Origin of the sequence: Aminiphilus circumscriptus DSM 16581, from assembly GCF_000526375.1 — a bacterium.
In the GTDB taxonomy this organism is placed as follows: Bacteria; Synergistota; Synergistia; order Synergistales; family Aminiphilaceae; genus Aminiphilus; species Aminiphilus circumscriptus.
On record NZ_JAFY01000007.1, the window covers coordinates 820,884 to 842,337 of the forward strand.

General features: G+C 53.6%; 18 protein-coding genes, 5 tRNA genes and 1 pseudogene. 4 read left to right on the top strand and 20 right to left on the bottom strand.

Going from position 1 to position 21,454, the window contains the following annotated elements:
* Positions 1-77 precede the first annotated feature (77 nt).
* The 10 genes from K349_RS0114745 to K349_RS0114790 all read right to left on the bottom strand — a co-directional run bounded on the left by K349_RS0114745 (position 78) and on the right by K349_RS0114790 (position 5,922).
* Positions 78-389 carry a V-type ATP synthase subunit F gene (locus tag K349_RS0114745; RefSeq protein ID WP_034266330.1) on the bottom strand — a complete coding sequence of 104 codons (312 nt, stop codon included), beginning with the start codon at positions 387-389 and terminating at the stop codon, positions 78-80.
* A 22-nt stretch (positions 390-411) separates the two neighbouring features.
* Positions 412-1,428 carry a V-type ATPase subunit gene (locus tag K349_RS0114750; protein ID WP_029166527.1) on the bottom strand — a complete coding sequence of 339 codons (1,017 nt, stop codon included), beginning with the start codon at positions 1,426-1,428 and terminating at the stop codon, positions 412-414.
* Positions 1,429-1,445: 17 nt separating this feature from the next.
* Entirely contained in the window at positions 1,446-2,027 is a 582-nt protein-coding gene (locus tag K349_RS0114755; RefSeq protein WP_029166528.1) for a V-type ATP synthase subunit E, read from the bottom strand.
* Between the two features lie 19 nt (positions 2,028-2,046).
* Complete coding sequence (locus K349_RS0114760; RefSeq protein WP_029166529.1) at positions 2,047-2,526, bottom strand: V-type ATP synthase subunit K; 480 nt, start codon at positions 2,524-2,526, stop codon at positions 2,047-2,049.
* A 56-nt stretch (positions 2,527-2,582) separates the two neighbouring features.
* Positions 2,583-4,592: a V-type ATP synthase subunit I gene (locus K349_RS0114765; protein ID WP_029166530.1), complete on the bottom strand. Its 2,010-nt coding sequence runs from the start codon at positions 4,590-4,592 to the stop codon at positions 2,583-2,585.
* Positions 4,573-4,905 carry a hypothetical protein gene (locus tag K349_RS0114770; RefSeq protein WP_029166531.1) on the bottom strand — a complete coding sequence of 111 codons (333 nt, stop codon included), beginning with the start codon at positions 4,903-4,905 and terminating at the stop codon, positions 4,573-4,575. Before K349_RS0114770 ends, K349_RS0114765 begins: the two co-directional genes overlap by 20 nt.
* Before the next feature lie 263 nt (positions 4,906-5,168).
* A tRNA-Gly gene (locus K349_RS0114775) sits at positions 5,169-5,244 on the bottom strand.
* Between the two features lie 393 nt (positions 5,245-5,637).
* Positions 5,638-5,714, bottom strand: a tRNA-Gly gene (locus K349_RS0114780).
* Positions 5,715-5,735: 21 nt separating this feature from the next.
* Positions 5,736-5,813, bottom strand: a tRNA-Pro gene (locus tag K349_RS0114785).
* 34 nt (positions 5,814-5,847) lie between these two features.
* Positions 5,848-5,922, bottom strand: a tRNA-Ala gene (locus tag K349_RS0114790).
* 572 nt (positions 5,923-6,494) lie between these two features.
* Between K349_RS0114790 and istA the strand changes: the two genes are divergently transcribed.
* The 4 genes and pseudogenes from istA to K349_RS19795 all read left to right on the top strand — a co-directional run bounded on the left by istA (position 6,495) and on the right by K349_RS19795 (position 10,520).
* Positions 6,495-8,000, top strand: coding sequence for an IS21 family transposase (istA, locus tag K349_RS0114795; RefSeq protein ID WP_029165579.1), 1,506 nt, complete (start codon positions 6,495-6,497; stop codon positions 7,998-8,000).
* Positions 7,997-8,791, top strand: coding sequence for an IS21-like element helper ATPase IstB (gene istB, locus K349_RS0114800; RefSeq protein ID WP_029165578.1), 795 nt, complete (start codon positions 7,997-7,999; stop codon positions 8,789-8,791). Before istA ends, istB begins: the two co-directional genes overlap by 4 nt.
* A gap of 103 nt (positions 8,792-8,894) precedes the next feature.
* Positions 8,895-9,284 (top strand): annotated as a pseudogene (locus K349_RS20165) (NFACT family protein); the annotation flags it as partial.
* A 300-nt stretch (positions 9,285-9,584) separates the two neighbouring features.
* Positions 9,585-10,520 carry an NFACT family protein gene (locus K349_RS19795; RefSeq protein WP_245588071.1) on the top strand — a complete coding sequence of 312 codons (936 nt, stop codon included), beginning with the start codon at positions 9,585-9,587 and terminating at the stop codon, positions 10,518-10,520.
* Here K349_RS19795 and K349_RS18900 read toward each other — a convergent pair.
* The 10 genes from K349_RS18900 to K349_RS20170 form a co-directional block, all read right to left on the bottom strand.
* Positions 10,453-11,487, bottom strand: a complete 1,035-nt coding sequence (locus K349_RS18900) for an RluA family pseudouridine synthase (protein WP_157367411.1) — start codon at positions 11,485-11,487, stop codon at positions 10,453-10,455. The two genes, K349_RS19795 and K349_RS18900, sit on opposite strands and share 68 nt — an antisense overlap.
* A 186-nt stretch (positions 11,488-11,673) precedes the next feature.
* A complete protein-coding gene (ileS, locus tag K349_RS0114820) occupies positions 11,674-14,460 on the bottom strand; it encodes an isoleucine--tRNA ligase (RefSeq protein WP_029166534.1) in 2,787 nt (928 codons plus the stop codon).
* Positions 14,461-14,560: 100 nt separating this feature from the next.
* The gene (locus tag K349_RS0114825; protein WP_029166535.1) at positions 14,561-16,669 is read right to left on the bottom strand and encodes a TRAP transporter permease; all 2,109 of its coding nucleotides are present in this window, start codon (positions 16,667-16,669) and stop codon (positions 14,561-14,563) included.
* A gap of 153 nt (positions 16,670-16,822) precedes the next feature.
* Positions 16,823-17,380, bottom strand: coding sequence for a DUF1850 domain-containing protein (locus K349_RS18275; RefSeq protein WP_029166536.1), 558 nt, complete (start codon positions 17,378-17,380; stop codon positions 16,823-16,825).
* A 98-nt stretch (positions 17,381-17,478) separates the two neighbouring features.
* A tRNA-Arg gene (locus tag K349_RS0114835) sits at positions 17,479-17,555 on the bottom strand.
* A 365-nt stretch (positions 17,556-17,920) separates the two neighbouring features.
* A complete protein-coding gene (ribF, locus tag K349_RS0114840) occupies positions 17,921-18,883 on the bottom strand; it encodes a riboflavin biosynthesis protein RibF (protein WP_029166537.1) in 963 nt (320 codons plus the stop codon).
* Positions 18,883-19,818: a tRNA pseudouridine(55) synthase TruB gene (gene truB, locus K349_RS0114845; RefSeq protein ID WP_029166538.1), complete on the bottom strand. Its 936-nt coding sequence runs from the start codon at positions 19,816-19,818 to the stop codon at positions 18,883-18,885. The genes ribF and truB overlap by 1 nt, the downstream gene beginning before the upstream one ends.
* Positions 19,790-20,839, bottom strand: coding sequence for a DHH family phosphoesterase (locus K349_RS0114850; protein WP_084460427.1), 1,050 nt, complete (start codon positions 20,837-20,839; stop codon positions 19,790-19,792). Before K349_RS0114850 ends, truB begins: the two co-directional genes overlap by 29 nt.
* The gene (gene rbfA, locus K349_RS0114855; RefSeq protein ID WP_029166540.1) at positions 20,784-21,149 is read right to left on the bottom strand and encodes a 30S ribosome-binding factor RbfA; all 366 of its coding nucleotides are present in this window, start codon (positions 21,147-21,149) and stop codon (positions 20,784-20,786) included. The genes K349_RS0114850 and rbfA overlap by 56 nt, the downstream gene beginning before the upstream one ends.
* On the bottom strand, positions 21,067-21,453 hold the full coding sequence (locus tag K349_RS20170) for a DUF503 domain-containing protein (RefSeq protein WP_084460428.1): 387 nt from the start codon (positions 21,451-21,453) through the stop codon (positions 21,067-21,069). The genes rbfA and K349_RS20170 overlap by 83 nt, the downstream gene beginning before the upstream one ends.
* Position 21,454 lies beyond the last annotated feature (1 nt).

The following is a 21,454-nucleotide window of genomic DNA, read 5'->3' on the forward strand; positions in this document are numbered from 1 at the left end:
CTTCGGCGACTTCCGCTCGAATCGTTCAGAATCATCATTTCTGTTCTTTTGTTCTTGCCCGAAAGGTAAACAGGAAGTCAGGATTGGACTGAAAAAATATCCATTCCCACAGCCTGTTCCACGCTTTTTTTGATGTTGCGGACACCAACACCCCAGGAACCTCGTTGATCCGGGATCGGAATAATGCTTACGGGAAAAGTGTCATTCAATTCATCCACAAGTTCTCTCAGCTCTTCAAACCAACGTTCCATGAGAAACACCACGGCATGCGTCGCGGCAAGACGTTGCAGGACCTGCCTCATCTCCGCCACCTCGTTTCCGGGAATGAAGGGTTCCACGCCTACCGCCTGAAAGGGCAGCACCGTTTCGTAATCACCCACTGCTGCCATACGCTGTTCCGCCGTTTGGTTTTTACGCGACGTCACGGCGCATCAACCCCCTCACCACATCCCTGTTCATCCCGCTCGCCTTGGAGACGAGAAGAATGCGCAGATTGCGCGTTTCCATCTCCTTGAGCCAGAGATAGCGAAGTACATTTTCCGGGGCAAAGGGAAGGTAGGCACTCTTCCCGAGAATCCACGTGATGAAATCATCCAAGCCCTTTTCCAATTCCACAAGAAAGGCTCCCGCGTCCTCGAAGTTTTCAATTTCCCGAAAAACGCGGCTCACATCCGCATAAGCAATGGACCTTCCCCATCCTTCGAAAGGTTCTGCGTAAAGACCAAGAACGTGCTCCCGGGAAATTGCACCTCCATCATGCACAAACTGCTCCACCAATGACTGATCGAAACCAAAACGCCGAAGGCGAAGGATGGTCCGAAGATTTTCCGCATCCACACGCCCTTTGAACCATGCTGTCACACCGGCAAACCCAAGCTTTCCAACCTGTTCACCCATAACTTTGAAAAGCTGTCGGTCAAGTCGCCGTTCAATCTCCAAAAGATCCTGTGTCTGTTCCCAATGGGCGACACACCCCGGAAGGAGCTGAGTCAACCCGAAGGGAAGGAGACGGTAATCCTCGCTTTCTATCGCGGTGACGAGATCATCTCCAGAGATACTTCCCAATGAGGTCAGCAAATCCCACCGCCGAGGCTGCCCCCTCCGTTGCCGAAAAAGGCTTTTAAGAACGACTTTGACGTTGTGGAAATCGTAGGGAAGCTGAAAAAGAAGCAACAGTTCTTTATCGGGAACAAACTGACGAAGCTGGTCGTAAATGAAAAGAAGCTCTTTCTCGATGAGACTGTCGAAATCAACATCACTCTTCATTTCCGGCAACCACGAAGCATATCCCGTTTCAGAGAGCATCTTGAGCGCGGAAGCAAGATCCTCCGCGTCAAGAATGCGCAGCAAGGTACTTTCTTCGACGAGTCGGCGTTCCATCGCCCGCAGGCGAGCTATGACATATTCGTATCTCCCTGCCCGGGCCATGTGTTCACCTCCTCGCGTCAGGAGGGAAAGAGGCGCTGTACCACTTCGGCCTCAATCTCTTCCTGGACAGATCGCACCAACATTTCCAACGTGCAGTTGATGTCCACCTTTCCTCGCTGCAGCACAAATCCTCCACTGGCTGCAACACGTCTATCTCCCAACGTGACGGACATACCTTTTTTCTGGTTGAACCCATCCAGCCACGCCTGATCAAGATGGCGCTCTTCCGTTGCCAGAAGAAGCACATCCTTTTCCTCCGGCTGGGCATTTTCCAGAAGGGAGGTCATGAAAGCAATGTATTTCGCCTTTGGAACAGCCGCCAGAGCACGCAAGGCTTCGTCGTAGGTTCTTTCAATAAGAGAACGGCGCACACCCAGCTCTATCTTCTTCACATCCAGATCCGCCACGATCTCCCTGCGACGAAAGATCTCCTTCTCCTCTTTCTTAAGACGTTCCGCCGAAGCACGTTCCAAACTATCGATCTCTTCTTGTGTCTTGAGAGCAATCTGACGTTTTTTCTCTTCCGCCCTCTCAAGAATCTCTTCCGCTTCCCGCTGAGCTTCTCCTTCTATTTTCTTCTTGATATCCGCGAGAGCCATTACACCCACCCTTTTACGCCTACAGCTTAATACTGTTCAAAAGAATGATGCTCATGAGAAGAGCGAGCACTGCGTAGGTTTCTACCATGGCGGGAAGAATGACGGCCTTTCCGGTTTCCTCAGGACGTTTTGCGATCATTTGAATACAGGACGCAGACGTTTTCCCCTGAGCGATTGCAGAAAAATAGCCGGCAACAGCGATGGGAAGGCAGGCGAAAAGGATTCCAACCCCTTGCCACAGACCGACGGTAACCGGCTCTCCGCCGAGCAATCCGACCTTGAGAATGACGAAAAAGGCCGTCAGAAGCCCGTAGATTCCCTGCGTACCGGGCAATGCCTGGAGAAGAAGAACCAAACCGAATTTCCCCGGATCCTCCGTCATGACCCCGGCTCCGGATTCTCCGGCGATACCGACACCAATAGCGGATCCGGAACCCGCGAACCCCGCAGCCAACGCTGCACCCAGTAAAGCCAACATGGTTCCCATGATATTCTCCATCGTGGAACACACTCCCTTCGGATTTCACTCAAAAATAGAATGAACAGTTCGTTTGGTTATTCCGGATAATCCTTGCAGATGAAAACATAGCGGGTTTCGTAGCGCAAAGGATTGATGGCTCTTCCGCCAGCGCTGAAGAATTTGCTGAAAAATTCCACATACTGGAGACGCAGCGAGTGAATGAAGGCACCCAGAATGTTTACCGCCAAACTGAAGACGTGCCCTCCGAAAAAGATCAACAATGCAAGCGCCCAACCCACATAAGGGATGTCCCACACAAGCGTCGCGAGCATGTTCACGATCATTGCGATGGCCGCCGATGCCAATCCGAGCGCCAAAAGACGACTATAGCTGAGAATGTCCCCCAGATAGGACGTCACGTTATACAGACTGAGCATGCCTGAAATGGCCTTGCCCAGCACTCCGGGCTTCTCCCTTCCCTGCGTCACCACGAGAAGCAACGCACCGAGCAGGCTCATTCCCTTGGCCAGCGAAACAAGAACCGGTGAAAGGAGGCCCTGAGTCCCGACACCAAGAAGCAGAAGCCCCACCAGGAGAAGCAGCCATCCTCCCTGATCTCCCACCCCGGCGAGGTATTCTCCCTTGCGGAGATTTTCCACCAGAGCAATGCAGAGACCAAAGAGGATCTGCACGACTCCCAACGCGAGAGAAATACCGAGAAACGTGATCGGATCATTCATGGGATCAAGCACCATCACCTTGTCCTTCAGCGGTTTCAACACCGAAAGGAAAGGAAAGGCGTCGATCATGTTTCCCATCCAGGTTCCTGTGAGCATGCCCACAAACACCGTGGAAATTCCTCCCAGGAAAAGAAGGACAAAAAACTTTTTCGTTTCTCCCGTGATCGGAAATTTCCGCAGCGCATAGAGAAGAAGTCCAGCCATGATGAGCCCATATCCGCCGTCTCCGAGACACATGCCGAAGAACACGAAAAAGAAAGGGGCCATGAATGCCGTGGGATCAACACCACCATAGGAAGGAACTCCGTAAAGCTTCGTGAGAGGCTCGAAGGGATGAACCCAACTTGGATTCGAAAGCACCGTCGGTGGCGAGTCGGAAGAATCTGGATCCTCGGCGAGGAGTTCCATTTCCGTCTCGAAGGGGGACAGTACTTTCTTTACGTCGGGAACCCGACTTTCAGGGCACCAGACCTTGGAGATAACCACTTGCTCCGTCCGTTCACCCCGGACCAGGGTGTCAAGCCGAGAGCGCAAGACAGTCAGGTAATCCAATAATTTCCGAATATCCGGAACGAGTTCTGCCGCATCGGTGTCGATCATGCGCAACAACGCCCGCTCCTCCGCACCAAGTTCTTCAAGAAGAGCCGTGAGGCGCTGTTGTTCATTTTCCACAGAGTCGGAAAGCTCTGCAGGCAATTCAATCCGGGAAAAAGCAAAGACACTAAGAGCCTCTTCAACCCTTTTGGCAGAATCCGTCGGGAAAAAGAGAGCGACCAAGGCGTCTTTGTCCTTTTTTTCACCACCATCGAAGACAAGCACTTCTCCGAGCGATCCCGTCTCTTCCGCAATATCCGACTGAAACGCGTCGATGGAGTCCTTCGGTAAAGAACCGAGCATACCTCGCACCCTCTCGGTCCCCCGAGTCAAAATTGAAAGATTATAGGGAAACCCCTGCAACTTCTCCAGCAACTTGAGAAGTCCTGTGCAACGTCCCACTTCGGACCGGATTTCGGAAAGACGCCGTTCTCGGTCCCGGAAGACTCCGGCAAGATTTCTCACGCCTCGTTCCCCGAGGAGGGTTTCAAGTTCCTCCAGGTGGACACTCGGTCTCTTCCCCAACGCACGGGCCAACGCACTGTCTGGATCGGAAAAATGAGGTTCCAGAAACCGAAGAACAAATCGCACATCCGCCAACGCGTCGTCCACATCCTGAAGACGGCGCAACGTACCTTGCGCCTCCACCCCTTCGCCGCCGGAACTCTCGATGAGTTCACAGCATCCGAGAGATTGAATGAGGTCCAGCACACGCTCCTCTGCGGAACGATGGATGACAATGCTCAGTTTTTTAACCCTTTCCACTGCCATATCTCGCCATCACCTCTTCCGCGATCCATTGCGCCACATCCTTAACGCGTTTTTCCACCTCCGAGGCAAAAGCATTTGCGCGTTCTTTTCCTTGGTGCACAATCTCCCGCGCCTTCTCTTCAGCCGCAGCCTCGAATTTCTCGACGCTCTCCTTGAAGAAACGGGTGGTTTTCTGTTTCGTCTCCTTCAAGCGAATATCCATCTCATTCTGAGCCGCAGCAATGAGACGAGCACCCTCGATACGTGCATTCTGCACAGTTTGGCGAGCATTTTCTTCTACGGTGCGAATTTCCTCAGCGATATCCTGTACCATACCGACTCCACCCCCTTCCCTTCACTGTTCCTGAACACACACTCTCAGTAATACGAACTCCGGGGAATTGCATATGCCTTCGGTATTGTATGACGTGCCTGCAAATTGTGTCAAACGTAACAATCTTTCTGGCCAACCGAAAAAGGAAATGCCGACAACTCTCACATTTTTCGCTTGCAAAGGAAGAGAGAACAAATGGCACCATATCAAGTCATTTATAGCATAAAAGGAGGCCATCTGGCCTCCTTTACAGAACAGAAAAATGGAGCGGAAAACGGGACTCGAACCCGCGACCCTCAGCTTGGGAAGCTGATGCTCTACCAACTGAGCTATTTCCGCACTGAAATACACTGCAACAAGAATCAATTATAGATGGCTCCAAAAGGCTTAGCAACAGCCCCTCTAGACGCAGGCAGAATCTCTTTGGCTTGTTTTTCCCCCACAGTGAACGTCCAACAAGATCTTGCCCGTCGAGACAAACCCAGAAAGACCAAATGCTCACGACACCTCATCAGAGGAACCCAGTCGGAGACTATATTCCTCTTCTTATTCCCACACCGTTTAACCCACCGATCCCCTATGAAGAACTTCTTTGTTGATTTTTCAAAAAACAACGCATTTTTTAAACCTTTTTCTGATGATATTTTTAAAAATTTTAGCTTTTTAATAACCAAACCACAGACACGCTTGCTTTAGTCCATTTACCTCATGATACTTCAGAAAAATTGGAGTTGGAGCGGGAAACGGGATTCGAACCCGCGACCTACGGCTTGGAAGGCCATCGCTCTAGCCAGCTGAGCTATTCCCGCTTATTTCCCAATCCTTTCTGATGGTCGGGGCGAAAGGATTCGAACCTTCGACTCCCTGCTCCCAAAGCAGGTGCGCTAACCAGACTGCGCTACGCCCCGCTCTTTGCCAAAATGCCCTTCAATTCGATAAAAATGGTGGAGCTGGGGGGACTCGAACCCCCGACCTATTCCTTGCGAAGGAATCGCGCTCCCTCTGCGCTACAGCCCCTTCTTGGGTGACGGCGACCATTGTAGTAAGGCTGTTCCGCCTTGTCAAGTTTGAATTCGCCTTCTCTTCCGCGTCGTGGCCCCATTCGTGACTTTTTTCCCGTCTCCTGAGCTAAGATGATAGAATATGATGCTCTTCGCTCCTCTGGAAAGCCTCTCCAAATTTCACATGCTGTCGTGCTCGAGAAAAGCAAGGACAAGAGCGGCGCGAGGCTCAGGGCGAGCACGAAACAAATGATCAAGGCAAGCATTTAATGAGTTCTCATTTTAATTTATTAAATATGAATTTTACCGTTTAAAAATTAAATATTTTGATTGTTTGTCGTCGAGAAAGTGTCCGTGTTATATTTTTGTACATCTTCGCCCCCTGCGGGGATCAAATCACTGTCCATTCGGAGGGTCAAGACATGTCTCTCGGACCGGAACTTGTTCGCAAGTGGGTTTGGGTGGTTTTGGCATTCTAAAATTGATCACTTTTTGAGGGAACGCTAGCCGAAAATTGACCACCTGACCATCGCTCCGGATATCATCGTCGAGAACGCACACCATGACGATGAGACCGGAGGAGAAAGGATGCTGAAGGTGGACCAATACGAATACATACGGACCGCTCACCGGGTGTACGGAAAGAATGTGAGCGAAATAGCCAGGGAAACAGGACATTCTCGAAACACCGTGAAGAAAGTGCTTCGTGGTGAATTCACGGGCTATTCCCCAAGAAAGATCCAGCCTTCTCCGGTGCTCGGTCCCTATCACGAAATCATTTACCGATGGCTGAAGGAGGACATTGAAAGCCCGAAGAAGCAGCGCCATACGGCAAAAAGGATATATACCCGTTTGGTGAGCGAATATGGCTTTACCGGAAGCGAAACGACGGTGCGCCGTCACGTATCTTCGGTCAAGAGAAGCCTCGGTCTGAAAAGCAGCGAAGCCTTCGTGCCTCTTGAGCCCTCTCCGAGGGGAGAAGCCGAGGTCGACTGGGGGAGTGCCACGGTTTTCCTCGGCGGAGAGGCCGTGCGGGTAAAAATCTTCTGCATGAGATCGAAGTACTCGGGAAACCCCTTCGTCCGCCTCTACCCTTGTGAACGGCAGCAGGCGTTTTTCGACGGACTGAGCCGTGGATTTCTCTATTATGGAGGCGTCTTTCCCGTAATGATCTTTGACAACCTGACGGCGGCAGTGGAAAAAGTGCTTCTCGGAAAAGAGCGGAAAGAACAGGCAAGCTTCGTCCGGTTCCGTTCCTGGTACACCTTCGAGAGCCGTTTCTGCTCTCCCGGTCGGGGAAACGAAAAGGGCGGAGTAGAGGGGCTCGTCGGATTCGCCCGCCGGAACTTCCTGGTTCCCCTTCCTCGGGGAGAAAGCCTGGAGAGCATCAACGACAGACTGCTGGAAGAATGCATCGCCTACGGTTCCCACAGGATGACCGGCCGGGAGGGAAGCATACGGGAACTGCACGATGCGGAAAAGAGGATCCTCATCCCCCTTCCCCGCCATCCCTACGGCAACGAACAGACCGTCTCGGTGAAGGCGGACAAGTACGCCACCGTCATGGTGGACAAGAACCGGTACTCCGTCCCCGCCGCCTACGCCGGCCGGCCCCTCCGGGCACTGCTCACCGTGGACGAGGTCGCACTCTACAGCGGAGAAAAGCGGCTCGCCGTCCACGGAAGAAAGTACGGCAACAACCACTGGGTTCTCGAGGCGGACCACTACCTCGAACTCCTCCGGGAACGTCCCGGAGCCTTCCGGGACGCCCGGCCCCTTTCGGAGTGGAAAAAGACCTGGAGCGACTCTCTGAACTCCCTTTTGGAACAATTCCAGGCGCGACAGGGAGAAAACCGGGGAATCAAGGAATTCATCGACGTGCTGCTCCTCGCGAGGCGTTACGGGCAAAAGCGGGTGGAAGCCGCCGCCTCGCAGGCCCTGAAAAACGGACTGAGCGACGCCGCCGGAATCCGCCATCTCCTTGAGTCGGCCGAAAGACAGGAAGAAACACCCACGTCCCTTGAGTCGGAGCGGTGGACCGTCCTCCCCGCGGCGGACGTATCCGTCTATTCCGTCTTGGAGGCCGGACGATGAACACCGGGCGCCTTCTGCAGCTTCACGAGAACCTGAAGAACCTGACCCTCGGCAATGCCGCCCGACACCTCGAAGAACGGCTCCGTCAGGCCGAAGAACGGGGCGTGAGCTACGAGGAATTCCTCCTGGAACTCACGGAACTGGAACTCCAGATCCGCTTCGAGAACAGGGAAAAGAGGCGGTTGAAAGAAGCCCGTTTCCCCCTGGTCAAAACTCTGGGGAGTTTTGCCTTCGAAGAAGCGCCGCAGCTTGACAAAAGACTCATCGGTGAACTGGCCGCCGGAGACTATATCTCCCGACACCGGAACATTCTCTTCCTGGGTAAAAGCGGGTGCGGGAAAACCCATCTTGCCACAGCCCTGGGAATAGAAGCCTGCCGGAAGAACCTTCGGGTCCGGTTCACCACGGCCTGCAATCTCGTCAACGAACTTCTGGAAAGCCGGGGAGAAAAGACCCTTGCCCGAGTTCTGGGCAAGTACACTCGGTATGACCTGCTCATAGTGGACGAACTGGGATATGTTCCCTTTTCGAAGGAAGGCGGAGAACTGCTGTTTCAGGTCTTCGCGGAACGGCACGAGCGGGGATCGGTCATCGTGACGACGAATCTCGGATTCGGAAGCTGGACGGAGGTCTTCGGGGATCCGAACATGACGGCGGCTCTGCTCGACCGGATGACCCACAAGGCGTACATCATCGAGTGCACGTGGGAAAGTTACAGACTGAAGGAAACCCTGAGGGAGGGAAGAAAGAGAAGCCAAATACAACTCAAAACGGCGGCCGCGGAAGAATGACCGGGGTGGTCAAAATTCGGCTGTCCCTGGTGATCAAATTTGCATTGACAAAACCATTTGGGAATGTAACAAAATCTTTCGGCGTCCCGGACGTGTACGGAAAGTGGAAGGTGGCACCACATGGCTTTCGCTCCACTTTTCCGACGGAAAGGAAGGCCTCTTTTTTTCCTGGGACCCTTCCGCATATGGATGTTCTTCCGTCACGGAAAAACAAATTGGTGATCTCCTCTGTGGCGACAAGGGGCGACATCCGCTGATCGCTGCTACGAAGGCGCACCTTCAGGGAAGCGTCCTCGTACTTGCGGAACAAATCCAGGAAGATAGGATCCTCGCCTTGACTTTTCAGCGCACTGTAGGTTCGGGCTTCCTCTCTCAGCGAAAACTTTTTTTTGAAGCAACCGAGCGCTACAGTAATCTGATCCTCACTGACGGAGAGGGTCTCATTCTGGAATGTGCAAAACATGTACATCCGGAAATCAACCGTTACAGAACGCTCATTCCGGGGCATCCATATGTCTGCCCGCCTCCGTGGAAAGGGACGAGCCTTGCGGATCTTCTTTCCGGAGAAAAACACGCCACGCGAGAAAACTTCCTGAATCTTCGTGGCTTTGGAAAACCTCTCCTCACGCATCTCTGGCGCCACCGGGCTCCTTCCACCAACATGATCGGGCCGGAGCAATTGCGTTGCCTTGCTCACAATATTGCGGAATGCGTACCCTGCTTTCTCGGGGATTATCTGACCGTTTTTCCCAATCCTCTTCCCGAAAGTGTTCCGCTTCCCCGGAAAAGCGGATTGGAAGCAACCTGGGACGTAACGGGAGCACGCCTTCTTGCCAGATATCTCAACCGATGTCGCGCAAACCTCGCGGGAGACCTGGCGAAGCAAAAAGCCCGCATTGAGAAAGAACTTGAAGGCGTCGCGGAACAACAACGACGGTTTCTTGCCGCGGAGACATTCCGAGAAAAGGGGGAGCTGCTGCTCGCCCACGGGAAAACCATCGCTCCAGGCTCCTCTGTCGTGCAACTCACATCCTGGGAGAATCCCGGAAGGAGCGTGGAAATTCCGTTGAACCCGGAATGTTCGGTCTCGGATAACGCGCAGAATTATTTCAAGATTTATAAAAAATGGAAGAGCTACGGCACAATCCTGGAAACACGTGCTGAAACGCTCTCTCAGACCCTTGAGGAGGTAATCGAACAGGAATCCGTCCTGTTCGCTCTTGATGATGTGAGAGAACTGCATCTTCTCCAAGAATCGTTGTCCGCGGAAAAACACGGGACACCGCAGAACCCGAAACGACGGAAGAAACGGCTTCCCGCTCCGCCGCCGCATCTGATCTTCCAGCTTCCCGGAGGAATAATCTTCGTCGGTCTCAATGTGAAGGGAAATCGCTACGTGACGTTTCAGATTGCCGGTGCGGACGATCTCTGGTTTCACGCCCAGGGAGTGCCAGGTGCCCATGTGGTGGCAAAGGTGGAAAATCTACGCGGGAAAAAGCGGGAGGATTTTCTTCTCTGTGCCGCGACCCTGGCTGCCCACTACGGGAAAGCCGCCCACAATAGTTCGGTTCTCGTGGACTACACGGAGAAAAAACATGTCCGCCACATCCCGGGTAAAGGACCTTCCCACGTTCGTTACGAGGCATTCAGAACACTGCGCGTCAATCCCGAATCGTGGCGTCAAAAACTCGAAGCATTGCAACAAGCTCTTGAGGAAGACAACTCCTGAATCCGATTTCTTCCCATGTTCGTGGATGAGGGAAACGCAATTTCCACGCGTGAAGAAAAATTCGTTCCACTGGAGGCGGTGGATATCCCGGTCCATAAAGAGCATCTCCAACCAGAGGATGCCCGATTGCCGATGCATGAACCCTGATCTGATGTGTTCTCCCCGTGTACAGACGACAGGCGAGCAACGTAGCCTTGCGAAAACGGCGAAGGACGTGAAATGTGGTATGCGCTTCCCTCCCCTCGGGATGCACGGACATGCGCACTCTATTGCAGGGGTCACGCCCTATGGGGAGACGCACCTCCCGAACTTCCCAGGGAACGGATCTCCACACGAGCGCGAGATACTCCTTGCCCACAAAACGCTTCTTGAACGCCAGAGAAAGCCTTTCGTGAGCCCACTGATTCCTCGCAATCACCATGAGCCCCGAGGTTCCCGCGTCGAGGCGGTGAACAATGCCTGGACGGCGTGCACCGCTCAGTTTGCCAAAATCTCCGTAGCGAAACAACAAACCGTGCACAAGCGTTCCAGTCCAGTTTCCCGGCGCAGGGTGCACGACGATACCCGAGGGTTTGTCGATCACCAGAAAATCAGGATCTTCGTGAAGTACATCGAAGGGAACATCCTCCGGTTCAATATCCATTTCCTCCGGCTTAGGCAGTCGGACTCGCACGTATGTTTCAGGAGGACATTTGATGGAGGGTTTCATCACGTTCGGCGGGGGATCAAGGCTTACCGCCCCCTTGCGGATGAGTTTCGTCGCGTACGCTCTGGAAATGCCAAGTTCCCGTGCTACCAAAGCATCCAGCCTAAGCAAGGACAAAGATTCGTCGATACAAAAAACGACACAAGAGTCCTCCTCGTTCTCTAAGAGTTCGTGAGGCTCAATCTCTGCATTTCCACAAGGCGACAACTCTCCGTTTTGTCGCGCCGTCACTTGATCACATCCTTGTCTTGGGCGGAACACATCCCGACGGCGTCTTCACATAGAGAGAATCGCCGTCGGGATGCGTCGGAGCATTCGGTTCAAACCAAGGGATCTCTGAATAAGGCTGCGTCAGCCCCGCAGGGCGCCTCGCAGAGCCTGATGCGACCCGAGTCAAGGGAAAGCGAAAGGCCTTTATTCAGAGCTTCCCAACTTTTATCAATTATTTCAGTTCCCTCTGTCGAGGACAGAAGCACACCGCTGGCAAAGTCCACGATCGTCTGGGGGAACGGCATATTTCCAGCAGCGTGGGCATTTTTCACCTTCGGCTCGCACCACAGAGATCCGGACCCCCGCCTCTTCGTCGAGGAATGCATCCTCGGGAAGATCCTCGACGCACAAAAACGCAGAGACAATGCAAAGTGTAGTCCAGAATTCCTCCTCGTCTCCGTGGGGAATCGTCTTCCCCGCTCCCGACGGGGAAATGCGCACCATCGCGTCCAGCGAATGTCCAATGGCACCCGTACCGCGTGCACGCTCCAAGGCACGGACAACGGCGGCACGAACGGAGAGGATTTCATCCCATTCCGATTGAAGAGCCTCGTCCTGCAAGGACGTACATTCCTCAGGCCAGGAAGCGAGAAAAACACTTTCCTCAAGATCCGGATCCAATCGCCGCATGGACTGCCAAATCTCTTCGGCGGTGAAACTCAGGATGGGCGCGACGAGTCGCGTGAGTCCCCGGAGCAATTCCCAGAGGACGGTCTGACAGCTTCGCCTCCCGGGATCATCTTCTCGGTCCGCATAGAGGCGGTCTTTGCTCACGTCAAGGAAGAGAGAACTCACTTCGTTCACGCAGAACTGATGAATTACATAGGTAGGAATATGGAACTCATAGTTTTCGAACCCCTCCGTAGCCTTCCGGATCACCTGCTGGAGGCGGGAAAGAATCCAACGGTCCATGAAAACGAGCTTTTCCATGGGAACCATATGTTTCTTCGGATTGAACCCGTTGAGATTACCCAGGAGGAATCTCGCGGTATTTCGGATTCTTCTGTAAGATTCTACCAGGTTATCAATGATCTTCTGGGAAATGCGCACATCATTACGATAATCTGTGGAAGCGACCCAGAGACGAAGCACATCCGCACCGTAAGCGTCGATGATCTCCTGAGGGAAGATGACGTTGCCCAAGGATTTGGACATTTTTCGCCCTTCCCCGTCCACAATGAAACCGTGAGTCAAAACGGATTTGTACGGCGCCTTCCCTTTTGTCGCCACGGAAGTGAGAAGCGATGTCTGAAACCAGCCCCGGTGCTGATCGCTTCCTTCAAGATAGAGATCTGCGGGCCACTGGAGTTCGGGGCGCGTCTCCAAAACAGCCCGATGGCTGACACCAGAGTCGAACCATACATCCATGATGTCCGTTTCCTTCCGGAGCTTTCTGCTCCCGCAGGAAGGACAAAAAGCGAGATCTCCCACGAGTTCCTCGGGAGAGTTTTCCCACCAGATATTGCTTCCCATGAGGCGAACTTTTTCCTGAACCCTGCGGACCCTGTCCGGAGAGACGACCAGCTCGCCACACTCCTCGCAGACAAACGCGGGAATGGGCACACCCCAGATGCGTTGTCTACTGATGCACCAATCGGAGCGATCGCGGACCATGTTGGTGATACGTTCCTCACCCCAGGCAGGCACCCACCGAACATGTGCGATCTCCTCCAGAGTCGCCTCTTTGAAGGCCGCCACCGAGACAAACCATTGTCTCGTGGAACGGAAAATAACCGGATTTTTGCACCGCCAGCAATGAGGATAGGAGTGCTTCACCTTGCCGGAACCGAGGAGCCGCACATTGTCCCGGAGCACCTCCAGTACCCGCTCCGCTCCCTTCTCAAGAGAGAGTCCACCCACGAGGGGCGTCTCTTCAAGGAAAAAGCCCCGGTCGTCCACAGGGTTGAAAATTTCCAGCCCATATCGGATACCTGTTTCAAAGTCCTCCACGCCGTGTCCCGGAGCAGTGTGCACACAGCCCGTTCCTTGATCGAGGAGAACGTAATCGGCCAGAACGAGGGGGACAGAACGTTCGCCGTAAAAAGGATGTTCGGCGAAGAGCCCTTCGAGTTCCTTCCCAGTACACGTGAGCAGGGAGTCCTGCAGCGCGAGTTTCGTCGCCGCCACGAATTGGGGCACGAGTTCCTTGGCGAGCAGGAAGACTCGACCATCTTCAGAGGGAACGAACACATAGGTGTATTCGGGATGCAGTGCCACAGCCATGCTCGCGGGCAATGTCCAGGGGGTCGTTGTCCAGATCACCACGGACACGTCTTGCCCCTCGAACACACCGAACCGCGTCGCCACATCCTTTAAAGGATACGCCACAAAGATAGACGGAGATGTCTCGTCTTCGTATTCAATTTCCGCCGCCGCAAGAGCGGTCTGACAATCCACGCACCAAAAGACAGGCTTATGGCCCTTGTAGACCAATCCTTTCTCGACCATCTCGGCGAAGACGCCTAATTGCGCTGCTTCATATTCGGGCTCGAACGTAACGTAGGGGGCGTCCCAGTCACCCAGTACACCCAAACGCTTGAACTCGTTGCGCTGGACATCCAAGTACTTCATCGCGTAGGAAGTGCAACGAGTCCGCAGCTCTGCCGGAGAGACGTCGTCCTTCGCAAGCCCCTCGTCCTTCAGAACCCGCAACTCGATGGGAAGTCCGTGGGTATCCCATCCGGGAACATAGGGCGCCCGAAAGCCGCGCATCCACTTGTATTTGGGAATGAAATCCTTCAGTATTTTGTTGAAGGCTGTCCCGATATGAATGTTGCCGTTCGCATAAGGAGGTCCGTCATGAAGCACGAAAAGAGGGGCACGTTCCCGTTCTTTCATGAGTTTCCCGTAAATGTCCCGCTCCTTCCAAAACGAGAGGAATTCAGGTTCCCGTTTCGCGAGATTCGCCTTCATGGGGAAATCGGTCTTCGGAAGGTGTAACGAGTCCTTGAAGTTCTGTGACATGTAAAAACCTCCTCAAGAATACGGGATGCCGCCTTCCGGAAACGCAGAAGGCGGCAAAAGTGCTTCCACACCGCTACTATAGCATGTTTCCCTTGTCTTTTTAGCGTTTCATCTGGCCTTTTCTTGCCCGAGCGGTCTGGAAGAGATGAATCGTCGCAAGAACAAAAATACCCACAGAGTCCGAGACAATGCCGGGAACCAAAAGCCCGAGAGCACCCCCCAGAGCCAATGCGCGCATCCAGGAAGGCATGGCAATCTTGTAGTACCCCACCGTACTCATTCCAAGAAGAAACACGCCGATGAGGGCCGTGATAATAGCGAGAACGAACTGGAGCGGTATTTCTCCTCCGTGAATGAGATAGGCCAGTACGGCAAGGGAGAGCGCGGCGGCGGCGCCCCAAGCGATACGCACTCTGGGTGTTTTCTCCCGGTTGAGGATGGAGAGAAGCGCAATACCGAAGACCACCACCACCAAAACAGCGAGGAGTGCTGTTTTGGATTCCACTCCCACAAGAACAAGAATCGGATTGAACACGTAGATGTAGGGAACGAGAAATCCCGCCAGAGCGAGTTTCACTGCGTTCATCCCCGTCCGCATGGGGTCGGCCCCCGCAATGCCGGCGCCCGCATATGCCGCCAGGGCGACGGGAGGACTCAGATCCGCCGCAATTCCGAAATAGAGAACAAACATGTAGGTCGCCATGGGCGGCACTCCGAGCTTGAAAAGCGCCGGAGCAGCCATGGTGCTCGTGACAATGAAGTTCGCCGTCGTGGGAAGCCCTGCACCGAGAAGAATACAGGCCACCATGGTCAGCATGAGCGTCGGCAACATATATCCTCCCGCGAGCTTAACGATGGCATTGGCGATGGACAGTCCAAGGCCCGTCAGGGTTGCGGTACCCACCACAATACCCACGGTGCCGCAGGCACAAGCCACACCCATAGCGCCCCGTGCGCCACCTTCGAGCGCATCCTTCAATTTGGGCAGCGTCAACCGTGTTTCCCTTTTGACATACGACACGGCGATCGTGAGCAGAATTCCGTTGAAGGCCGCTTTCAGCGGCGTATACCCGGCGATGAGAAAGTAGATGATCCCGAAAAGAGGGATCAGCAAATGCCCCTTGGATTTGAGCAGAGGAATGATCAAAGGAAGCTGTTCCTTCGGGAGTCCTTTGAGTCCGAGGCGGGTGGCCTCGAAATGCACCTGGACCATGACGGCGAAATAGTACAGCAGGGCCGGAATAACCGCCGCCGCCGCGACTTCGAGATAAGGGACTTCCATCATCGTCGCCATGATGAACGCCGCGGCACCCATCACGGGAGGCATGATCTGTCCTCCCGTTGACGCAACCGCTTCCACGGCGCCTGCGAAGGCAGGGCGATAGCCTACGCTTTTCATGAGAGGAATGGTGAACATTCCTGTCGTGCACACATTCGCCACAGAGGACCCGGAGATGGAACCCATCAGCCCGGAACTCAGGACAGCCACTTTGGCGGGACCCCCTGTGGAATGCCCGGCCAGTGCCATCGCAAGGTCGATGATGAAACGCCCCATGCCCGTTTGTTCCAGAAAGGTGCCGAAGAGGATGAACATGAACACGAACGTGGCCGACACATAGAGAGGCGTTCCAAAGACGCCTTCTGTGCCGAGATACATGTGGTTGATGATCCGCATCGTGTTATAGCCTCGATGCGCGAAGATCGACGGGAAATACCGTCCGTAGTAACAATAGAGAATAAAGAAAATGGCGATGATGGGCAACACGGGATTGGAGACACGTCGGGTCCCTTCCAGCAAAAGTGCTATGCCGGTAAAACCCACGATGATATCCCTGGTGGTGGGCAACCCTGGCCGCAAAACAAGCTCATTATAGTAGATGACGTGATACATTACCGCATAGGCTGCCGCGAGTGCCAAAAGAAAATCGTACCAGGGAATACGATCCCGAGATGCTTTTTTGTGACCCGGATAGAGGAGAAACACCATGAAAAGAATAAGCCCCAAGTGAATGGAAAGCTGAATGGTCTGGGGCATCAACCCCATTCCCGCCGTCCAGAGGTGAAAAAGTGAAAGACCAATGGAAACGACAGTGACAAGCAAAGCTTGCCATCCCGAAAGAGAACGATAGCGCGCCTCCGTGTCGAATTTTTTGCGCAATTCGTCGAGATCGATCTCCGTGCGCATTTCCGGAGCCTGATCCTCCTGCATCTTCTCACTCGGCAAGTGAACATCCGCTCCCTTCAAATCCGTTTCGACCAGAACCCCTCAGGGGTCCATCGCCACCCTTGGACACGCTCACGACACGGCACACCATGAAGACGACTTTCTTTTCGTACCGGAACGTCCGGCACCCCCTCATCGTCATTTCAAAATGAAGCTCCTGCCGATCTTTCCGACGAGCGGAGACATTGCAACGAAAAGACGAAGCCTCTCCTGCGGAACTTTTTCGTACAACTTCAACACGATTGAAGGTGGAAGAAAAAGTTCGTTGACGCCGAGTTCCGCAGTGCCCACACGATAATGGATGATAGGAAAACGTGCTCGTCCACCCTGGAAAACAAACCACCCATCTTTTGTGAGAAAACGTCCGTTTCGAGAAGGCGCAACAGGCAAACCCGCATTGTGGGATTTGACTCTCTCTTCCCACTGCCACAGGACGCCTCCCCTTATCACAAACACGTCCTCCACGGGAGTCAATTCCACAGAGTGAATATAACGAGTCACAACAAACTGTCCCGGAAGAATCGGATAGGCGAGAAGAGTAGTGTCGGCGTTTGTGACGACGAGAAACGGAACAGGAGTGAAAAAAAGAACGGCGCATGTGAGCAACATGAGAACAACGACTGTGACTGTCTGAAATTTTATTAACCTTAACGCAAAAGAAAAGGGAAATTTTTTCACTTCGACAATGAGTCCCACACCCCTCCGTTCTTTCTGTGAACAACAAAAAAGAGCGGCTCCATGGCACTCCCCTATTCGGCGACCACCGATCCGCTCCGTCAGCGATGTTCACGTTTTGGCGGGCCCGGCCAGATTCGAACTGGCGACCTACGGCTTAGGAGGCCGTCGCTCTATCCTACTGAGCTACGGGCCCAAAACGTTCCCAAAGAGCCGAAGAGAAATATACCCCAGAAACCCTTTCAGCGTCAACGTTTACCACGTTGGATATGTATTCCGTCCGGAGTTTTGCTCTCACGAATACGCATGAAAACCAGGGTTCGAAAACAAAGTTTCAGAAAAGCTCTGAATAAAAATCTTTCGCTTTCCCTTGACTCGGGTCGCATCAGGCTCTGCGAGGCGCCCTGCGGGGCTGACATAACCTTATTCAGAGATTCCTCAGGGGGGGAAACCCGCGCTTTCGTCTATCTACCAATACTCGGGGATACGGTCATTTTCCGATCTCCATCGACAAGGCAACATATTGCTTCCCCTCTCGCATCGAGGTGAAACGGAAGGGGGTCATTCGACGGAAACCGTACACCTTTCCTGAACGAGCAGGTTCTTGTCTCCCGAAAGGCGCTCCAATACCGAGTCCTCTTCCGGTGAAAGGAGTGCCATTACATGTCTTGCCATGGCAACGTCTTCCTTCACTCTGGCGACAAGCTCCGCGGGGCCGGAGAAGTGACGCTCCGCCCGCAAATGTTGCAAGAGAAAAACTGAAAGAACCCGATCGTAAAGATCGGCATCGCACTCGAGAATATGAACTTCGAAACGTCGCGCTCTCGCACCGGGAAATGTCGGATTTGTCCCGATGTTTACCGCTGCGACATGCCGTTTCCCGTCAAGGAAAACGACACCAGCATAGACCCCATTTGGAGGAAGAAGCTTCATCGCAGGAACAGCCACGTTTGCCGTAGGAAACCCCAGCGTTCTTCCCCGCCCATCGCCATGGACAACCGGGCCGGAGACAAAAAAGGGATACCCGAGCAATTCCGCCGTTTCCGTCAGGTTTCCCTCCAGAAGAACACGACGGACGCGAGTGCTACTGACGGGCTTTCCCCCCAGTCGTATCTGTTCGAGAGCGGTAAAGAACCACCCGCGACGTCGGCTCTCTTGTTCAAGAAAGAGGACATTTCCCGAGCGCCCCTTGCCAAAACGAAAATCGTTCCCTACAACAATTCCCTTAATTCCGCAGGGAGCCAACTGCACATCAAGAAATTCCGAGGGAGACAGATCCGCCGTCTCTCTCGTAAACGGAATGCGGACATACTGCGGCACGGAAAGAAAACGGGCGAGACGGCGGCGTTCCTGCTCGGTAAAGAGAAGCGCAGGAGATTTCGGGGAGAAAAGGAGCTGCGGGTGGGGAGTCAACGTGACGACACCCCATCTTTCCCCTGAAAAATCACTCAATCTGCGAGCTTCTTTCAAAAGTGCCTGATGCCCTTTGTGAAATCCATCGAATGCACCGAGTGCAGCAATCATCACACAACCTCCGAAGCTTTCACGATGATTGTCTCGGGTTCAAAGCGGGGAATCCCCTCATAGACAATTCTCCCCAATGTCACATGCCTGGAGGATTCAACCACCACCGGAGAATGCCGGGCTATATTTCCCCAACAGATTCTCGACAACTCCCTCAGAGAGAAGGCACCTCCATTGGCAAGACGCTCTTCTAGGCCGGACAAAACCTGGAACGTGACAAAGTGTCGCAAGAGATCGGATATGGGACGAATCCACGACTCCACCTCGACGCGGGAAGACGCGTAAAGGACATCCCCCGGCGCGGCATCCTCCAAAGAGAGGCGACCGACACGGCTTCGTTGCAACGAAGAAACGTGGGCACCACAGCCAAGAAACGAACCGAGATCCCTGGCAAAGCTACGAATGTAGGTACCCTTACCACATTCTATACGAAAACGAAGAATGCTTTCCTCCAATCCTTCCGCCGCCTCCACGTCGATCCTATGAAAATAGACGTACTTTTCGGCAATGTCCGGAGAAATGCCCGCACGAGCCATTTCATGCGCCCGTCTCCCACCCACGTGAACCGCGGAAATAGAGGGCGGACGCTGAAGACGATGGCCAAGAAAACCGGGAAGGCAATGCCTTACATTTTCCAGAAGAATATCTTTCGGCGGGACCTCGGAGGTGGCAATCACCTTCCCCGTGGCGTCATCCGTATCAGTGACAACACCGAAACGAACCGTCGCAACATAGGTTTTGGGAAGCTCCATCGCGTAACGACTCAATCGAGTCGCACTACCGAGAAGAAGCACCAGAAGCCCTTCAGCACCAGAATCGAGCGTGCCCGCATGACCCAATTTCTGGTCCTTTCCGAGACGCCTTCGGATTTTCCCCACACAGTCGGTACTTCTCATACCGACGGGTTTATTCAAAACGAGAATTCCCTGTTTCATACAAGTCCTCCAGCTGCGAACCAAGTTTTTTAAGGACCTCTTCCAGAGGAACGGGGACCCTGAACGCAGCAGCCTGAGGATGTCCTCCTCCACCCCAGGAACGAGCGATAGGTTGAGCGGGAACAGCTCCTCTCGAACGGAGGCTCGCATGAGTCTGACCGTCCTGCTCCGAAAGGAGGACAGCGAAGGTCACATTGCGGATACGAAAAAGCTCATTCACGAGCCCTTCCAAATTTGACCTTTCACAGCCGCTCGCGATGAAATCCTCGTCTCTAAGAAATGTGCACGCCACCTGCCCATTCGCAAAAGACACGATTCGCGACAAGGCGAGACCCCAAAGCCGCAACCCTTCTTCCGTATTACTCGAATGGACACGTTCGCTGATCTTCGACGGAAGAACACCACGGGCAACGAGTTTCGCCGCCGCCAAAAAGGTACGCTCGGTGGTGTTCTCGTAGGAAAAGTTTCCCGTATCCGTTGCAATGGCCGTATAGAGAGCTTCCGCTGCATCCAAAGGAAAGGGCCATTCGACGGCCTGTTCGAAAAGATCCAGAATCATCTCTCCCACCGCCGCCGCAGAGGAGTCAACGATGGAGAGAGCGCCGTAACCGGAATTGTCTCCGTGGTGGTCCAAAACGATCAGAGGCGCTTTGCCTTCGTACGTCGCAAGGGGCACCAACGCTCTCTCAGGTGTGCTCGTGTCCACCACAACAAGACAAAGCGCCCCATCCTCCTCCAGGACTTCCTCCGGAAGTGACTTCATCGTCTCATATGCGGCCGAGAAGGGCAAAAAAGTGAGGGAAGAAGGAATGGGATCCTTGCCCACCCATCTCCAACGTTTCCCTAATGCCTCTGCGACCACCGCAAGAGCGGCGGCACTGCCTAAAGTGTCTCCATCGGGCTTTTCATGTGAAATCAGTATCCATGTATCCGCCTTTTGAAGAAGAGAGATAACCGCAGTGAAATCACGCACGCGATTCCCCTCCTCCGTCCTTTCCCGCAATACGATCGAGAAGCGCATCGATCTGCCGCGCCCGCTCTTCGCTGTGGTCGTAGAAAAAATGCAGCTCTGGAATGTGACGCAACCGCATCATTTTCCCCAACATTCCACGAATCTTTCCCGCCACATTTGTCAATGCCTGATTCACTTCCTCTTTTTCGGAAGGATCGAGAAGCATGAAATGAATCTTTGCATAAGAAAGATCGCGGGAACACTCCACGCCAGTCAGAATCACTTTCTTGACAGACTCATCCTTGATTCTCCGCTGAAGAATCTCCGAAATCTCCCGAAGCATTTCTTTGTTGATACGTTCGATACGAAATGTCGCCATAGCTCATAACCTCTCGATTTCTTCTCTGGACTTCAAATTCGCCCTGGTTTTCGAGATGAGCGATGTGTTTTTCCAGTACATCGACTCTGGCGTTTGCGAGCGCGAAAGACCCTGCCAACACAGCCGCGGAGACAACAGCCGTACTCCACGAACCATCAGGTCCGAGATCAAGAACCGATGCGTTGCCCTTCCTTTGCAGATGGTCCAGAAGCGAACGGACGATTCGCCGCCTATCCTTGAGGCTCTTTGCTCCCATGATGCGGAACTCAACGACAAGGAGTCCGACAAATGGTTCCATAAGCATA

Excerpts from the sequence above, each read along its gene's own strand:
- istB (WP_029165578.1), top strand. The coding sequence starts at position 7,997 with ATGAACACCGGGCGCCTTCTGCAGCTTCACGAGAACCTGAAGAACCTG.
- K349_RS0114755 (WP_029166528.1), bottom strand. The coding sequence starts at position 2,027 with ATGGCTCTCGCGGATATCAAGAAGAAAATAGAAGGAGAAGCTCAGCGG.
- K349_RS0114750 (WP_029166527.1), bottom strand. The coding sequence starts at position 1,428 with ATGGCCCGGGCAGGGAGATACGAATATGTCATAGCTCGCCTGCGGGCG.
- K349_RS0114760 (WP_029166529.1), bottom strand. The coding sequence starts at position 2,526 with ATGGAGAATATCATGGGAACCATGTTGGCTTTACTGGGTGCAGCGTTG.
- K349_RS0114765 (WP_029166530.1), bottom strand. The coding sequence starts at position 4,592 with ATGGCAGTGGAAAGGGTTAAAAAACTGAGCATTGTCATCCATCGTTCC.
- K349_RS20170 (WP_084460428.1), bottom strand. The coding sequence starts at position 21,453 with ATGCTTATGGAACCATTTGTCGGACTCCTTGTCGTTGAGTTCCGCATC.
- K349_RS0114850 (WP_084460427.1), bottom strand. The coding sequence starts at position 20,839 with ATGCGCTTCTCGATCGTATTGCGGGAAAGGACGGAGGAGGGGAATCGC.
- ribF (WP_029166537.1), bottom strand. The coding sequence starts at position 18,883 with ATGATTGCTGCACTCGGTGCATTCGATGGATTTCACAAAGGGCATCAG.
- rbfA (WP_029166540.1), bottom strand. The coding sequence starts at position 21,149 with ATGGCGACATTTCGTATCGAACGTATCAACAAAGAAATGCTTCGGGAG.
- K349_RS0114745 (WP_034266330.1), bottom strand. The coding sequence starts at position 389 with ATGGCAGCAGTGGGTGATTACGAAACGGTGCTGCCCTTTCAGGCGGTA.
- truB (WP_029166538.1), bottom strand. The coding sequence starts at position 19,818 with ATGAAACAGGGAATTCTCGTTTTGAATAAACCCGTCGGTATGAGAAGT.
- K349_RS0114825 (WP_029166535.1), bottom strand. The coding sequence starts at position 16,669 with ATGCAGGAGGATCAGGCTCCGGAAATGCGCACGGAGATCGATCTCGAC.
- K349_RS0114770 (WP_029166531.1), bottom strand. The coding sequence starts at position 4,905 with ATGGTACAGGATATCGCTGAGGAAATTCGCACCGTAGAAGAAAATGCT.
- istA (WP_029165579.1), top strand. The coding sequence starts at position 6,495 with ATGCTGAAGGTGGACCAATACGAATACATACGGACCGCTCACCGGGTG.
- ileS (WP_029166534.1), bottom strand. The coding sequence starts at position 14,460 with ATGTCACAGAACTTCAAGGACTCGTTACACCTTCCGAAGACCGATTTC.